This is a genomic window from Clostridium sp. 1001271st1 H5, from assembly GCF_005845215.1.
Taxonomy (GTDB): domain Bacteria; phylum Bacillota; class Clostridia; order Lachnospirales; family Lachnospiraceae; genus Enterocloster.
This window is the reverse complement of sequence record NZ_SPHO01000027.1, coordinates 1-13,527: the sequence shown is the minus strand read 5'-3', so window position 1 is coordinate 13,527 and position 13,527 is coordinate 1. Positions and strand designations below refer to the sequence as shown.

At 51.5% G+C, this 13,527-nt stretch carries 13 protein-coding genes and 8 tRNA genes; 3 read left to right on the top strand and 18 right to left on the bottom strand.

All coding sequences use genetic code 11. The annotated features are described in order from the left end of the window. Positions 1–171 precede the first annotated feature (171 nt). Together FGS84_RS26830 and FGS84_RS26825 are read left to right on the top strand one after the other, a co-directional pair. Positions 172–1,209, top strand: coding sequence for a LacI family DNA-binding transcriptional regulator (locus FGS84_RS26830; protein WP_138311279.1), 1,038 nt, complete (start codon positions 172–174; stop codon positions 1,207–1,209). 86 nt (positions 1,210–1,295) lie between these two features. Further along, positions 1,296–2,204, top strand: a complete 909-nt coding sequence (locus FGS84_RS26825) for an aldose 1-epimerase family protein (protein ID WP_138311278.1) — start codon at positions 1,296–1,298, stop codon at positions 2,202–2,204. Here FGS84_RS26825 and FGS84_RS26820 read toward each other — a convergent pair. Genes FGS84_RS26820 through FGS84_RS26775 form a run of 10 tightly spaced genes read right to left on the bottom strand, consistent with a single transcriptional unit; the run spans position 2,178 to position 11,664 of the window. Further along, positions 2,178–4,253, bottom strand: coding sequence for a complex I subunit 5 family protein (locus FGS84_RS26820; protein WP_138311277.1), 2,076 nt, complete (start codon positions 4,251–4,253; stop codon positions 2,178–2,180). The genes FGS84_RS26825 and FGS84_RS26820 overlap by 27 nt on opposite strands. Continuing rightward, the gene (locus FGS84_RS26815) at positions 4,250–5,815 is read right to left on the bottom strand and encodes a proton-conducting transporter membrane subunit (protein ID WP_138311276.1); all 1,566 of its coding nucleotides are present in this window, start codon (positions 5,813–5,815) and stop codon (positions 4,250–4,252) included. The genes FGS84_RS26820 and FGS84_RS26815 overlap by 4 nt, the downstream gene beginning before the upstream one ends. A 13-nt stretch (positions 5,816–5,828) precedes the next feature. Then, on the bottom strand, positions 5,829–7,346 hold the full coding sequence (locus tag FGS84_RS26810) for a proton-conducting transporter membrane subunit (RefSeq protein WP_138311275.1): 1,518 nt from the start codon (positions 7,344–7,346) through the stop codon (positions 5,829–5,831). A 15-nt stretch (positions 7,347–7,361) separates the two neighbouring features. Next, positions 7,362–8,846 (bottom strand): proton-conducting transporter membrane subunit, encoded by a 1,485-nt coding sequence (locus FGS84_RS26805; protein ID WP_138311274.1) that lies wholly within the window; start codon positions 8,844–8,846, stop codon positions 7,362–7,364. Continuing rightward, a complete protein-coding gene (locus FGS84_RS26800; protein WP_138311273.1) occupies positions 8,843–9,220 on the bottom strand; it encodes a cation:proton antiporter subunit C in 378 nt (125 codons plus the stop codon). The genes FGS84_RS26805 and FGS84_RS26800 overlap by 4 nt, the downstream gene beginning before the upstream one ends. A gap of 1 nt (position 9,221) precedes the next feature. Next, positions 9,222–10,208 (bottom strand): hydrogen gas-evolving membrane-bound hydrogenase subunit E, encoded by a 987-nt coding sequence (gene mbhE, locus FGS84_RS26795; RefSeq protein ID WP_138311272.1) that lies wholly within the window; start codon positions 10,206–10,208, stop codon positions 9,222–9,224. Further along, positions 10,189–10,455, bottom strand: coding sequence for a hydrogenase subunit MbhD domain-containing protein (locus FGS84_RS26790; protein WP_138311271.1), 267 nt, complete (start codon positions 10,453–10,455; stop codon positions 10,189–10,191). Before FGS84_RS26790 ends, mbhE begins: the two co-directional genes overlap by 20 nt. Then, positions 10,452–10,814 (bottom strand): monovalent cation/H(+) antiporter subunit G, encoded by a 363-nt coding sequence (locus tag FGS84_RS26785; protein ID WP_138311270.1) that lies wholly within the window; start codon positions 10,812–10,814, stop codon positions 10,452–10,454. Before FGS84_RS26785 ends, FGS84_RS26790 begins: the two co-directional genes overlap by 4 nt. Next, positions 10,811–11,197: a monovalent cation/H+ antiporter complex subunit F gene (locus FGS84_RS26780; RefSeq protein WP_138311269.1), complete on the bottom strand. Its 387-nt coding sequence runs from the start codon at positions 11,195–11,197 to the stop codon at positions 10,811–10,813. The genes FGS84_RS26785 and FGS84_RS26780 overlap by 4 nt, the downstream gene beginning before the upstream one ends. Beyond that, positions 11,188–11,664, bottom strand: coding sequence for a Na+/H+ antiporter subunit E (locus tag FGS84_RS26775; RefSeq protein ID WP_138311268.1), 477 nt, complete (start codon positions 11,662–11,664; stop codon positions 11,188–11,190). The genes FGS84_RS26780 and FGS84_RS26775 overlap by 10 nt, the downstream gene beginning before the upstream one ends. A gap of 311 nt (positions 11,665–11,975) precedes the next feature. On the opposite strand from FGS84_RS26775, the gene FGS84_RS26770 reads away from it, so the two are divergent. Then, a complete protein-coding gene (locus FGS84_RS26770) occupies positions 11,976–12,317 on the top strand; it encodes a sporulation initiation factor Spo0A C-terminal domain-containing protein (protein ID WP_138311267.1) in 342 nt (113 codons plus the stop codon). A 186-nt stretch (positions 12,318–12,503) separates the two neighbouring features. Here FGS84_RS26770 and FGS84_RS26765 read toward each other — a convergent pair. From FGS84_RS26765 to FGS84_RS26730, 8 genes are all read right to left on the bottom strand, one after another. Continuing rightward, a tRNA-Leu gene (locus FGS84_RS26765) sits at positions 12,504–12,583 on the bottom strand. Positions 12,584–12,595: 12 nt separating this feature from the next. After that, a tRNA-Leu gene (locus tag FGS84_RS26760) sits at positions 12,596–12,679 on the bottom strand. Positions 12,680–12,720: 41 nt separating this feature from the next. Next, positions 12,721–12,793: transfer RNA gene (locus FGS84_RS26755), tRNA-Val, on the bottom strand. A 37-nt stretch (positions 12,794–12,830) separates the two neighbouring features. Next, positions 12,831–12,904, bottom strand: a tRNA-Asp gene (locus tag FGS84_RS26750). 45 nt (positions 12,905–12,949) lie between these two features. Continuing rightward, a tRNA-Ile gene (locus FGS84_RS26745) sits at positions 12,950–13,023 on the bottom strand. 42 nt (positions 13,024–13,065) lie between these two features. Further along, positions 13,066–13,138: transfer RNA gene (locus tag FGS84_RS26740), tRNA-Thr, on the bottom strand. A gap of 18 nt (positions 13,139–13,156) precedes the next feature. Beyond that, positions 13,157–13,228: transfer RNA gene (locus FGS84_RS26735), tRNA-Glu, on the bottom strand. A gap of 37 nt (positions 13,229–13,265) precedes the next feature. After that, positions 13,266–13,338: transfer RNA gene (locus tag FGS84_RS26730), tRNA-Asn, on the bottom strand. Positions 13,339–13,527: the final 189 nt, after the last annotated feature.

The window sequence follows — 13,527 nt, the reverse complement described above, 5'->3', positions numbered from 1 at the left end:
AAAAACCGTTGATATACCAGCCTTTATCCACGGTTTTCCTCCACTTTCGTCCACAGTTTTTTACGCAAACGTTTGTGTATTATTTTATAGTAATCCCAGGCCTTTTTTTGTATACTTAAAGTAAACAGATTCAGAAATTTGCTTGAAAAACCCCAGAAAAGGAGGGTTGCCATGACATTAAAAGAAATCGCCCGGGAAGCAGGGGTATCCATCTCCACCGTCTCCCGGGTCATAAACAAAAACAGCACCAATGTTGCCAGCAAGGAAGTCCAGGACCGCATCTGGGAAATAGTCCGGCGCACCGGCTATACCCCAAATGCCACGGCCCGCAGTCTGAAAACAGGGGCTGCAAAAGCGGCCGACTCTCCCACCCGGTCCATTGCCTGCCTGTATGCAAGAGCTGAGGACTCCAACTCAGACCTGTTTTTCTCCACGCTGGCCCGCAGCATTGAGAAGGAAGCGTTCAAGCACAACTACGTGTTAAAATACTCCTTCACTGCCATCGACATACACCATCCCAATACATTCCGGCTCATCACAGATAATCATGTGGACGGCGTGGTGGTCCTGGGGCGGTGCGACAAACAGACCCTGAGCTTTTTAAAGAAATACTTTAACTGCGTGGCCTACACCGGGCTCAATCTGCTGGAGGCCAAATACGACCAGATAATCTGCGACGGATACCAGGCCAGCCTTGCTGCCATGAATACCCTCATCGGCCTGGGCCATACAAGAATTGCCTTTATCGGAGAAACACAGTTTGAGGACAGGTACACCGGCTACTGCGCGGCCCTGAGCGCCCACAATCTGCGCCCGGCAAAATCCCACATCGTCAATGTTCCCCTTTCCTCCGAGGGAGGATACAAGGGGGCCAAGGAACTTCTGTCCCGCAGGACAGATATAACTGCCGTATTCTGCTGCAATGACAATACGGCCATCGGAGCCATGAGAGCCATCAAGGAAGCCGGGCTGGTGATTCCTGACGACCTGTCCGTCATCAGCATCGACGACATAGACACGGCCCAGTATCTCTCGCCCATGCTTACCACCATCCATATACCGGTGGAAGAAATGGGACAGATGACAGCAAAAATCCTCATTGACCGGATTGAGGAAGGCCATAAGCTGCCCATCAAAATGAACCTTCCCTTCTATCTGGCTAACAGGGAAAGCTGCGCCCCCTACAGCCCAAAGCAGGAAGACGCCTGACACGAACACGGGCTCTAGGTTTTTCAAACATACTCCGGTGCAAAACAGTTCTGCCATAAATAACAAAAAGAAAAGAGGAATACACCATGCTGATTACAATCAAGGATTCCAAGACAGCGGCTGTCATAGACTCCACAGGAGCCCAGCTCATTTCCCTGAAGGATGTTTCCGGCCATGAATATATCTGGCAGCGCCACCCGGAATACTGGGGCAAATGCTCCCCCCTCCTGTTTCCCGTGGTAGGCAACTGCCGGAACGACAGGACTATCCTGGAAGACCGCATATACGCCATTGAGAAACACGGCTTCTGCCGTGAACATGACTTTGATGTGTCACAAGTCTCTCCGGCAAAAGCAGTTTTCACCATGGAGGACACTCCTGACACACACCGTGTATACCCCTACGCCTTCTGTCTTTCCCTGACATATGAACTGAAGGACGGCATGCTTTCCATGGAATATCAGGTAAAAAATAAAGACCGGCGCGCCATGTGGTATGCTATTGGGGCTCATCCGGGATTTAACTGCCCCATGGAGGAAGGATTTGCATTTGAGGATTACTGGCTGGAATTTGAACAAGAAGAAGATACGGTCAGTATTCCCTATGATTTGGAGCAGCTGCACTTTGCGCCTTCCAAACCAGGCATTCCGCTGAAGGGCAGCAGCCTCCCCTTAAACCGGGAAATGTTTAAACATGATGCCCTGTTCTTTGACAAACTAAATTCACGGAAGGTATCCATCCTCAATCCCGCCACCGGCCGCGGCGTGGAGGTGGGATTCCCAGGCTTTGAAACCGTTGCCTTCTGGACCCTGTATCCGAAACCGGCCCCCTATCTCTGCGTGGAACCCTGGAACGGCTCCGGCATCTATGAGAATGAGGACGACCAGCTCTCCCACAGACACCACATACAGCACCTCTGCCCGGGAGACAGCCGCAGTTATGTTATGACCATACGGATACTGGGGTGTTCATCCCCTAAAAAACACAACCAGTAAATACCCCAGTGTCAGGCACAGCCCAATACAGAAAAGCATCAGTCCAAAGGAAAAGCTCTCCTCCACCAGCCGTCCGGTGCGTTTAACTTCTTCCTCGGCCTTCATCAGCCCTGGTATCACAGATTCCCTGCGCCGCTGGCTCCTTCCGGGAGCCAGCCGTTCCAGGGACCCCAGCCTGTCTATGGTCCTTCCCAGCACAACGGCAATCCTGTCCCCGCCCTGCTCTCTCCTGCTTCCATCCCTCTGCCTGTGAGTGGTTTTTCTGGCCAGCCGGATAAGGCTGTCCCCCAGACAGTCCATTGCCCGGCAGACCACCGCAGACACGGCCAGCAGCACCGCAACCATTGTGGACAGCAGATATCGGTCCGCGGCCCTGCATACAGCGCCGCACACAGCAGGAAGCAAAGTCTGAATCACAGGGCGGTACACCAGCTCTTCCAAATCCAGCCATGCCGGCCAGCGGTCCACATAATCCCTGGTTGCGTTCACTCCATTTTCACGCTTCATAAGAAATCCCCTGACCCCCGCACCGTACAGCGCCAGACCGATGCCAATGGATATCATTGCTCCCTTCAGATTCCCCCTGGAAAAATAGGACACCAGATGCACCGGTATGTCTGCATGGAAAAATCCCTGTCCCAGGTCCGCCAGGTAATCCATAAAAATATGGGGGACCAGCCCCAAGACCGGCAGGGCAGCAGACGGAACCACCAGCGCCAGCCGGCTTATGCGGCCCATATAGCTTCCCTTCATATCATCAAATTCTTTCTGCCTGGTGGGATGCCGCTCCACGAACAGCGCCACAAACAGCTTGGCCATATAGGCCAGGGTCATGCCTCCCGTGATAAGGAACAGCCACTCAGCTGCCTTCCATATTCCCGGTTCAGTCAGTATATACCGTACCGCGGGCCATTCCCATGGGCCTGCTGATGTCATCGGGACCGCTGCCCCTTCCCTTACAGCCTCTATATATTCCAGGATTCCCTCATGCAGCAGGGTCTTGCTCACATATCCATTTCCAAAAGGGATTCCGCTGATTCCCAGGGCTCCCATCAGAAAACAGAAGCACAGACAGGGCTTTTTCCTTCCGAATCCCCTGATATCATTGAGATTCAGCTGATGCAGGTTCATGAATACAGCGCCTGCGCTCAAAAACAGTACCAGCTTTAAAAGGGAATGGTTTACCATGTGCAGGAATGCGCCCCTGACAGCCAGGAAATCATCCCGCCCAGCTGCCCTCAGCAGGCAGGACATCCCAATCCCGGTAAAGATAAAACCAATCTGGGACACAGAGGAACAGGCCAGCGTCCGTTTCAGGTTAACGGAAAAAAGCGCCAGCAACGCTCCCAGGAACATGGTCGCCAGCCCCAGAGCAGTAACCAGAAGCCCCCAGGCCCCGTCCGAACCAAAGATACCGCAGGAGACAGCAATGACGCCAAATACCCCTGCCTTTGTCAGTATACCGGAGAGCAGGGCACTGGCCGGAGCAGGGGCCACCGGATGGGCCTTGGGAAGCCAGATATGAAGCGGGAAACATCCTGCCTTTGCTCCAAACCCAAACAAAAGCATTCCTCCGGCCCCATACAGCCTCCATTGATTCCCTGTGTCCCCGGCTATTTTAACAGCCTGTTCCAGAGCATCCATTTCCAGTGTCCCTAACAGGTCATGGAGCAGGAATAATCCCATCAGCATCACCAGACCGCCTATTACCGCAACCGCCAGATACGTGTTCGCAGCCCTCAGGCTCTCCCTCCTGCCGTCAAACGCCACCCACACATAGGAGGTAAAGGACATGATTTCAAAGAATATAAAGACAGAGTATAAATCCGCAGACAAAAACACGCCCGCCGTGGCCAGGAATGTAATCCAGAAAAAAGCATAGTACGTTCTCCGGTTCCTGTAATGCTCCATATACTCCTTAGAAAACAGCCCGCAGCAGGTCCACATGATAACCGCAATCAGTACATAGACCAGACGGAACCCATCCAGCCGAAAATGGATTCCCAGGCCGCAGATTCCCGGGAGCACCAGGTCCATTGTCTCAATCATCCCGCCATCCTCCCTATCTCTGTAAATATCTCCATCACCGGCCCTGAGTACAGGCCCAGCCCGATGATTGCCGCAGCAAATATGACCAGAGGCGCCAGCATCATCCAGCCAGGGTCCCGTATTTCCTGTAATGCGCTTTCAAACTTTGGGGTCTGTTCCGGCCCGTCCGCCTTAGGAAAATAGGCCCTGACCAACACCGTAAACATATACACCGCTGTCATGAACGCAGAATACAGAAGCACACCCGCCCCTGCATAAGCAAGCCATTTCCCGCTGCTGCCGGCAGCTGCCAGGTCCGCCCCGCAGCCAAAGGCTGCCTGGGCTATGTTCCATTTGCTGACGAATCCCGCAAACGGAGGTATTCCAGCCAGTGAAAAGCTGGCCACAGTCAGACATCCGAATGTCACAGGCATGTACCGTCCCAGCCCGTCCAGCTCATATACATAGGTCCTGCCGGACTGATGCATCACACAGCCGGCGCAGAAAAAGGAGCATATCTTCATGAAAGCATGGAACACCATGTGGCTCAGGGCCGCGGCCAGTCCCAGCGGGCTCATCATTACGGTTCCCAGAAGGATGTAGGACAGATTGCTGATTGTGGAATAGGCCAGCCGCCGCTTCCAGTGTATTTCCTTTACAGCCATGGTAGAGCCGAACACAATGGTCACCATCACTGCGGCCATGACCGCCATATGGGCCCAGGTACCCCTTAGAAATTGCGTTCCAAAGCTAAAATAAGTAAGCCGTATAACAGCAAATGCACCGGACTTCACCACTGCCACCGCATGAAGCAGCGCCGTCACCGGCGTGGGGGCGACGGTTGCCTCGGGAAGCCATCCATGGCAGGGAAACAGGGCTGCCTTCACACCAAACCCGAAAAAAGCCAGCACATACACCAAAAGCAGCGTACCTCTTCTCTCCCGGACCGCTGTCAGGTCCAGCACGCCCCCGGGCATGAACTGCGTATTACCGGATGCAGAATAGCTCAGCACGAAAATGATTCCAATAAATGCAAAGGCAGCTCCTCCAATGGCATAGTACAGATATTTCCTGCTGGCCCTGGCAGCCTCCCTGGTCATGGGATGAAGCACCAGCGGAAAGGTTACAAGGGTCAGCAGCTCATAAAACAGGTACAGCGTCATCAGATTACCGGAAAAAGCGATTCCCACGGTCACGCCGTATGTCATGAGATAGTATGCAAAAAAAGAGGTCCTGCGCTCCTCATGCCTCATATACTCAAAAGAATACAGCACCGCAAGAGGCCACAGAAGGGCAATCAGCCCTGCAAAGACACTCCCCAGGCCGTCCAGGCAGAACATGACCTTCAAATCCCCGTAAAGACGGAACAGCACTGCCTGTTCCCCTGTGCCTGACTTTGCAGCAATAAGCCACCCTACCATCAAACTGTTTGCCAGGGTAATGCCTCCTGTCAGGAACTCCAGCCTGCGGTAGGCGCCATCCTTACTGCTTTCAGCCTTCATGGGAAAATGTCTGACTATCAGAAGCAGTATTCCCCCTCCTATGGGAAGAAGGGCAGGAACTGCCAATACCATACTGTTCATATCCTTTCCTCCCTTAAAGAACCGCTGCCGCTATGGATTCCAGCGCAGACAGAAGAGGACCTGGGAAACATCCGAAAAGAAGGGCTCCTGCTGTCAGCGCCAGCATGGGAACCAGCATGAGCCGGGAAGGCTCTGCGCCCATGGCTGTCTCCGTATATGGCTCACCCTCCACAGATTCCCTCCCTGCTTCCGCCGCTGGTTCCACTGCCGGAAAAAAACCGTTAATGGTAAGAGGCAGCAGATATCCCGCTGTCAGCAGAGCGCTTACCAGCAAAACCGCAGGACCTGCCACGGACCATCCTGCCAGCCCTGAGGACAATGCGCCGGAGGCCAGATACCATTTGCTCACAAAGCCGCTGGCTGGCGGAATGCCTATCAGAGCCAGGGATACCACGGTGTAGCACCCCATCATGACAGGCATCCTCCTGCCCAATCCCCCCATATCCTTAACCCTGGTATATCCGGTCTGAACAATGATTGCGCCTGCTGCCAGGAACAGGGCATTCTTAATAAGGGAATGAAATACCACATGTGCCAGGGCTCCCACAAAGCCCGCAGGAACCATGAGGCCCAGACCAAACAGAATATAGGATACCTGGCTCACCGTTGAATACGCCAGACGTTTTTTAAGCACAGGTTCCATGTAGGCCAGCATGGACCCCATGAATACGGTTGCCAGGGAAAGGAACATCCACACATCCTGGACCCAGGTTCCCTTAAGCCGGTCCGGTCCCACGATAAAATACACCACCCGCAGGATGGCCAGCACCCCGGCCTTGGTTATCAGGCCGGACAGCACGGCGCTGGCCGGCGCCGGGGCCACTGGATGGGCGGTTGGAAGCCAGCCGTGCATGGGGAACATGCCGGCCTTTGTTCCAAAACCAATGAGGACACAGCAGACTGAAACCAGAAGCATCCCCTCATTCCCCGCCAGGGAATCCTTAAATGCCACGCCTCCCGGGGTAAAGGTAAGGGTAACGGCTGTCCCCGCCAGGAAAAAAATACCGAACAGGGCAAGAAACGCACCTGCCACTGAATAAAACAAATACTTAAGCCCTGCCATCACTGCCTCCCTTGTCATCTCATGAAGCACCAGAGGAAGGGAGGTCAGTGTCATCATCTCAAAAAACACATACAGAGTCACCAGGTTTGCGGAAAAGTCCAGCCCTATGAGAACTCCCAGCACAATCAGATAAAATCCGAAAAAACGGAACTCGTCCTTTTCATGGACCATATAGGAGACAGAATATATTCCGGCCAGCAGCCAGACCACACAGGTAAGGGCGGCAAAAATCCTGCTAACCCCATCCACGGACAGACCAATGGTAATGGATTGGGACAGCCGCCACACCGCCAGCTGTCCTCCCTTATACAGGGCCCAGAATGTAAGGATACATCCTGCGGCCAAAGTACCGGTCACAATCCCCATGAGAATCCTCCGGTCCCTTCTCAGTCCTTTCACGGACAATACCAGCGCGCCCACAACCACGGGGACCAGTATTGGCAGCAATAACATCACATTTCCTTCCATATAGTCCGTCTCCTTTTAATCAAACATGGCAAGTCCGTTCTCAATGGCCAGGACCACTGGCTGGGACTTGAGCCCCAGTGCCAGGTTGAGCAGTATAAAGCATAAAACAGCTGCCCGCAGCTTCCATGAGCTTCCCGCCCTCCGGCTGCTTCTCTCTCCTCTGGAATATAAGGTGATAACCAGACGAAGGAAATATATTGCGTTGAGCGTAGTGCTCACAGCCAGGGCAATCAATGTGGGAATCATCTTATGAGGGCTCTGAAGAGCCGATGTGGCAAACAGCAGCTTGGAAATAAATCCCGCCAGCATGGGAAATCCTACCATGGACAGGGAACCCACGGCAAAGCCCATGCCCGCCAGAGGCGCCCTGTAGCCCGCTCCCCTCAGGCTCCTGTAATCCTTCCTGCCGCCTGACACCTCATAAAGCCCCACGGCGCTGATAAACAGCAGGGCCTTGGTGGCTGAGTGGGTAAACATATGGAATATGGCCGCCACCATTCCGGCCTGGGTTCCCAGGCCGATTCCCATATAGATATAGCCAATCTGCGCCACCGAAGAGTAGGCTATCATCCTTCTGGTATCTGACTCCGCGATGGCATGGACAGACCCCATTATCATCCCCGCCAGACCGAATACATAGAGCACATTCACAATCTGGCTGGCAATTACATTTTCCCGTCCAAGAACCCGGTAAAAAATCTTAATCAGCAGAAATATATATCCCTTTGACACCAGACCGGACAGGACAGCGCTGGCAGTAGGCGTTGCATACCCGTATGTATCCGGAATCCAGTAGTGAAACGGATACAGGCCGCTTTTAATGGCCAGGCCCACGCTGATAACAGCCAGTATGACCAGCATGGGAATCCCATAGACTCCCGCTGCCTCAATCTGTGCCACAGCCGCCTTTGCAGGACTCATAAGAAGATGGCCCGTGACGTCGTAGAGCAGGCTTAAACCTATGAGGAACAGTCCTGAACCCAGCTGGCTCATAATCATATAGCGGATGGCAGCCGACAGGCTCCGGCCCTTCTGCCGTATCATGATAAGTCCGCACCCGGCAATGGTGTTAATTTCCACAAATACATACGCTGTAAACAAATCATTCGTATAAATAAGAGCCAGCAGGGAACTGAGCATCAAATCAATCATAATGAAAAACAGGTTCAGCTTTGTACCTTCCACATCCTCATAAGTGTGGTCCAATCCCCCCATAACGGACAGCAGCATCACTACGCCGAACATCATGGCCGTAAGCCCCTCCAGCACCCCTGCCCTGATTTCATTTCCCCAGGGCGCAGGAAAATGTCCCATCATATAGGTATAGCTCTCTCCCGTACCCATGCAGGATGCCATCACAGCCCCGGACATGACCGTTACCGAAAGAATCGCTGCAACACTCAGGTTCCTGGCCTGTTTTCCTGACAATGCCAGAGACAGAATGCCGGAGAACATGGCTATGATAATGGAAAAGAACGGGAAATTCTGCACCAGGCTCATGTCTTTTCCTCCTGCTTTGCATGCATCAGGATTTCATCCAGGTCCAGGGACCCATACCGTTCATACAGCCGTATGGTCAGGGCCAGCATCAGGGCCGTGGTGCTGACAGAAACAACGATACCGGTAAGCACCAGTCCGCTGGGAACCGGATTGATGTATGCCTCTGTATTGGTAATCCCATCCGCCACAATGGGAACCATGCGCCCCCTTATGTATCCCTTGGCGGCCAGAAACAAATAGACTGCCGTGTCCATGATATTCATTCCCATAATTTTTTTTATCAGGTTCCGGTGAAGCAGCAGCATGGTGAACCCCACGCCAAACAGGATGACCGAAACCGTTTCCTCTATATTAAGCAGCAAATGACCTGCCATCCTACATTCCCCCTTTCCGGAACAGTGTATAAAACGCATACATGGTACATGCCACCACCAGGCCCACGCAGATGTTAAGGGGCAGAATAAGGCCGCTGCTGAGTATTGTACCCGGCGTGCCCAAAGGAATGCCGCTGTCCATATGGTTGGCTCCGGTGAAAAACGAATAACTCTTTGCCAGACAGTAAAAGGTGAGCGCTCCAAGGGTAGTCCTGCGGTACACCTTTTCCGTAAAGAAACATTCGGTTTTCCGAAATCCAAAGGCATTGAGATAAAGTATCAGTCCGGACCCCAGGACCGCTCCTCCGGAGAACCCTCCTCCCGGCGACAGATGGCCGTTCAGCACAATATATATGCCGAATATTATGATAAGCGGCACCAGCACACAGGCACATTTCTGCAGAATGATATCGTTTTTTGGTTCAAACAGCCTGTCGTTGGCCTCCTCCAGGCGCTTTCTTGTGTCCTTATCCCTGTTTGCCGCATCAATCCTCAAAAGAGCAAACACACAGCAGGAAGCTATAAACAGGACACAGGACTCTCCAAATGTATCAAAGGCCCTGTAATCCAGAATCATGCCAGTCACCATATTCACTGCCCCTGTCTCTCTGAGTCCTTCTGTTATATAGCGTGACGAGACCTCATTATTATCCGGATTGCCCGCATTGCCGAACACGGGAAGGTAGGCAATGGTCCACAGCAGGACAAATATAATACTGAAACAGAGCAGCACGGACATCACCTGATAAAACCTGCGGAAGACGCGGATTCCCCGTTCCTGGGAAAGGCTTCCCTTATCCTCTGCCGTTTCCTGTTTTTCCCTGGTCTGCCGGAACTCCTGTTCTGTATAAGCCTCCATGGGCAAAACAGCATCCTGGTCCGGAACCTGAATCTCTATCCCGTCTGCAAGGAGGTCCGCCCCCTTATCCACCCATTTTCTGAACCTCAGCCACCGGCTTCTTTCATAATCATCCCTTCTCCTGCTCATCCCGTTCCTCCCTGCGGATTGCCTTTATTTTCTTCAAGGTTATGAAAAACAGAATACTCGTTACCCCCGCCCCCACCGCTGCCTCTGTAATGGCTAAATCCGGTGACTGGAGCAGAATCCAGATAACGCACATAATCAGGCTGTATGACATAAAAATGATGATGGAGGTCAGAAGGTCCTTTGCAAACGCAACAGATACCGCACACACAATAAGGCAGACCAATAAAATAATTTCAAATATTCTCATGCTTTGTCCCCGCTTTCATCTGGGTCTTTTGGATGGGATTTATCGATTACAAGTATTTCCCCCAAATCCTCGTCCGTCATTGCCTCCAGCCGGCTAATCATATGGCCCGATACAGGTCCTGCTGTCCAGAAAAACAGGATGACCAGAAACAGCTTCAGGGAATCCATGGAAATTCCCCTCATGACTATCAGACCGATAAACACAAACAGAATTCCCAGGGTATCTCCCATTGCCGCTGCATGCATCCGGTTCAGAGCCTTGTGAAAGCGGTTGACCCCGAAAACCGACAGCACCATAAACAGGATACCGATAAACAGAAAGGATGCAGATAATGATAATTTTAGCCATTGCACCGTCATATATCTCCCTCCTCCTTTTTACACAGCCTGTCCTCCTGCCCTTCAGACTGATGTTTCAGATTATCGTCAATGGCATCCAAGTCTGCTTTCATTTTCTTATGCTGCAGATAAACGCCTGTATAGACCTTGCACAGAACCACTACCCCCAGAAAACTGAGCATGGCATAAATCAGGCAGACATCCACCAGATAATTCTCATCCAGATACACGGACAGAATTGCGATAATCATGATAATCATGGTCCCTGTCATATTAACAGCAATAATCCGGTCCGCAATTCCCGGTCCCAGGACAGAACGGACCATACTGACAATGATTAACAGAGCCAGCACAATGACGGCCGCGGCCAGAAGAATATCATACACCTGTTCGATTACCTCCATCTCTCTTCCTCCGCCTCCATTTCCTCCAGCAGTTCCACAAATACGGACTCTTCCATTCCCTCAGCCAGTTCCCGGTCCAGGCAATGGACGCAGAAACGGTTTCCCTCCACTGATACGGTTATGGTTCCAGGTGTCAGGGTTATGGAATTAGCCAGCATAACCTTGGCCAGTCCGGTTCTGAGAGCTGTTTCAAAATATACAAAGGCAGGCTCCGGCTGCAGCTCCGGCGAAAGGATAATTTTAAGTACACACACATTGGCCCTGACAATTTCCTTGACCAGCACCCAGAAATATCTGACAAACAGAGGAATCAGTTTGAAGAGCAGTAATTCCTTCCTCATGCTGTATTCCATGAATCTGCACATAAAATAAAAAAGTGCGGCTGAAATTACAACGCCAAATACGCAGATTTCTGCTGTCACCTTGCCGTTTAAAATCAACCACACTGAAAAAAACAGAAGAAACATAGGCTTACCCCCCTTTGCCTGGTCTCCTTCTACCGATTACAGAATATTATACTGCTGTTTCCGGTCAAATACAAGAATATAAAGGCCGGCCGCTGCTGCCATAAGAGATAGCTTTAAGCCCTTACTTTTGCTATACTCAGTTATATCCACTACTCCCTTTATCCCCTACTATCTTCCCCCTGATTTTCCCCGGCTAATCCTTCGACATTTAGCGACATAATTTAGCGTTTTTTGTCGTCTTGTCTTACTTGATAAAACCCCCATCCCCGGTTTAACTTTACAGGAGTCAACTGATATCGGGAGGAATCATCATGAAATACGAAAGAGAAACCTGTAACCTGCTCCGGCGCCTCGGCGTCAACAACTCCTATGTGGGGTTCCGCTATACAGTTTATGGTATCATCCGCGCAATTGCCAATCTGGAACTGCTAATCTACATATCCAAAGGACTTTATGTGGAAATTTCTGCGGAATACCATACATCCACTGGCTGTGTGGAACGGAATATCCGCACCATTATCAGCACCATATGGGCCCATGGAGACCGGAACCTCTTAAATCAGGTCTTTGGCTTCAATTTGGAACAGAAGCCGCGAAATGGCGCCTTCATAGATGCGCTCTCTCACTATGTTGTGGAACACTACTACGACTGATTTTTGTAAAATGTGTTTAGGGTGTCCGTCTGCTTATTGCCAGGACATAATTTACAAAATCACAGAAAGCGAAGAGTGGCCGGACCCGATACCATCGGGTCTGTTTGCTGCACTCATAAGTTTCCCTGGAACCGCGCAGCTCCTCCGGAAACAAAAAAAGCCCTGTAAACACAGGACTCTTACGTATGCGGCTAACAGGACTCGAACCTGCACGGTTTCCCAATGGGACCTAAACCCATCGTGTCTGCCAATTCCACCACAGCCGCAAATATAAAAAATGCGGGTGGCCGGACTTGAACCGGCACGGTATCGCTACCGAGGGATTTTAAGTCCCTTGTGTCTGCCTATTCCACCACACCCGCAGATTGATATATGACAAAGCCATATGCAGATATAAAACAAATGGGGCCTACAGGGCTCGAACCTGTGACCCTCTGCTTGTAAGGCAGATGCTCTCCCAGCTGAGCTAAGACCCCAATAGGTATCTCTTTCAGCGTATATATGAAAGAAAAACGACCCGGAACGGGTTCGAACCGTCGACCTCCGCCGTGACAGGGCGGCGCTCTAACCAGCTGAGCCACCGGGCCATTATTTAGATGATATAGTTCTCATTCTGCTTTAGTTAGGAAGAGTGGACCTTCGGGGACTCGAACCCAGGACCGACCGGTTATGAGCCGGTTGCTCTAACCAACTGAGCTAAAGGTCCGAACTATATAATCACTAACATTGCTTACTGTTTTACAGTAAAAGCCGATGATCGGACTCGAACCGATAACCTGCTGATTACAAATCAGCTGCTCTGCCAATTGAGCCACATCGGCGTATCTAAACTGGTCAAATGACCCCAACGAGATTCGAACTCGTGTTACCGCCGTGAAAGGGCGATGTCTTAACCGCTTGACCATGGGGCCTGAATAAGGTAGTGGTCGCCATGGACTTCCACTAAAACTCCCCGAGTAGGACTTGAACCTACGACAGCGCGGTTAACAGCCGCGTGCTCTACCGACTGAGCTATCGAGGAATAATGATACGCTTATTGTACTTTGCGCTGACCAAATCATTATACAATAACTTTGTCAAAATTTCAAGCACAAATATAACATTTTACGTACCCTCAAAACCACATATTGAATTCCGATTGTTCCACAAACCACTTTCCCTTAACCTTTTTGGATAAGCCCTCGACCGATTAGTATTAGTCAGCTCCGTA

What these genes read in the sequence shown, in the direction of transcription:
- mbhE (WP_138311272.1), bottom strand. Translation starts at nt 10,208, where the DNA reads ATGAGCAGGAGAAGGGATGATTATGAAAGAAGCCGGTGGCTGAGGTTC.
- FGS84_RS26800 (WP_138311273.1), bottom strand. Translation starts at nt 9,220, where the DNA reads ATGGCAGGTCATTTGCTGCTTAATATAGAGGAAACGGTTTCGGTCATC.
- FGS84_RS26830 (WP_138311279.1), top strand. Translation starts at nt 172, where the DNA reads ATGACATTAAAAGAAATCGCCCGGGAAGCAGGGGTATCCATCTCCACC.
- FGS84_RS26820 (WP_138311277.1), bottom strand. Translation starts at nt 4,253, where the DNA reads ATGATTGAGACAATGGACCTGGTGCTCCCGGGAATCTGCGGCCTGGGA.
- FGS84_RS26805 (WP_138311274.1), bottom strand. Translation starts at nt 8,846, where the DNA reads ATGAGCCTGGTGCAGAATTTCCCGTTCTTTTCCATTATCATAGCCATG.
- FGS84_RS26815 (WP_138311276.1), bottom strand. Translation starts at nt 5,815, where the DNA reads ATGAACAGTATGGTATTGGCAGTTCCTGCCCTTCTTCCCATAGGAGGG.
- FGS84_RS26780 (WP_138311269.1), bottom strand. Translation starts at nt 11,197, where the DNA reads ATGGAGGTAATCGAACAGGTGTATGATATTCTTCTGGCCGCGGCCGTC.
- FGS84_RS26790 (WP_138311271.1), bottom strand. Translation starts at nt 10,455, where the DNA reads ATGAGAATATTTGAAATTATTTTATTGGTCTGCCTTATTGTGTGTGCG.
- FGS84_RS26770 (WP_138311267.1), top strand. Translation starts at nt 11,976, where the DNA reads ATGAAATACGAAAGAGAAACCTGTAACCTGCTCCGGCGCCTCGGCGTC.
- FGS84_RS26785 (WP_138311270.1), bottom strand. Translation starts at nt 10,814, where the DNA reads ATGACGGTGCAATGGCTAAAATTATCATTATCTGCATCCTTTCTGTTT.
- FGS84_RS26810 (WP_138311275.1), bottom strand. Translation starts at nt 7,346, where the DNA reads ATGGAAGGAAATGTGATGTTATTGCTGCCAATACTGGTCCCCGTGGTT.
- FGS84_RS26825 (WP_138311278.1), top strand. Translation starts at nt 1,296, where the DNA reads ATGCTGATTACAATCAAGGATTCCAAGACAGCGGCTGTCATAGACTCC.
- FGS84_RS26775 (WP_138311268.1), bottom strand. Translation starts at nt 11,664, where the DNA reads ATGTTTCTTCTGTTTTTTTCAGTGTGGTTGATTTTAAACGGCAAGGTG.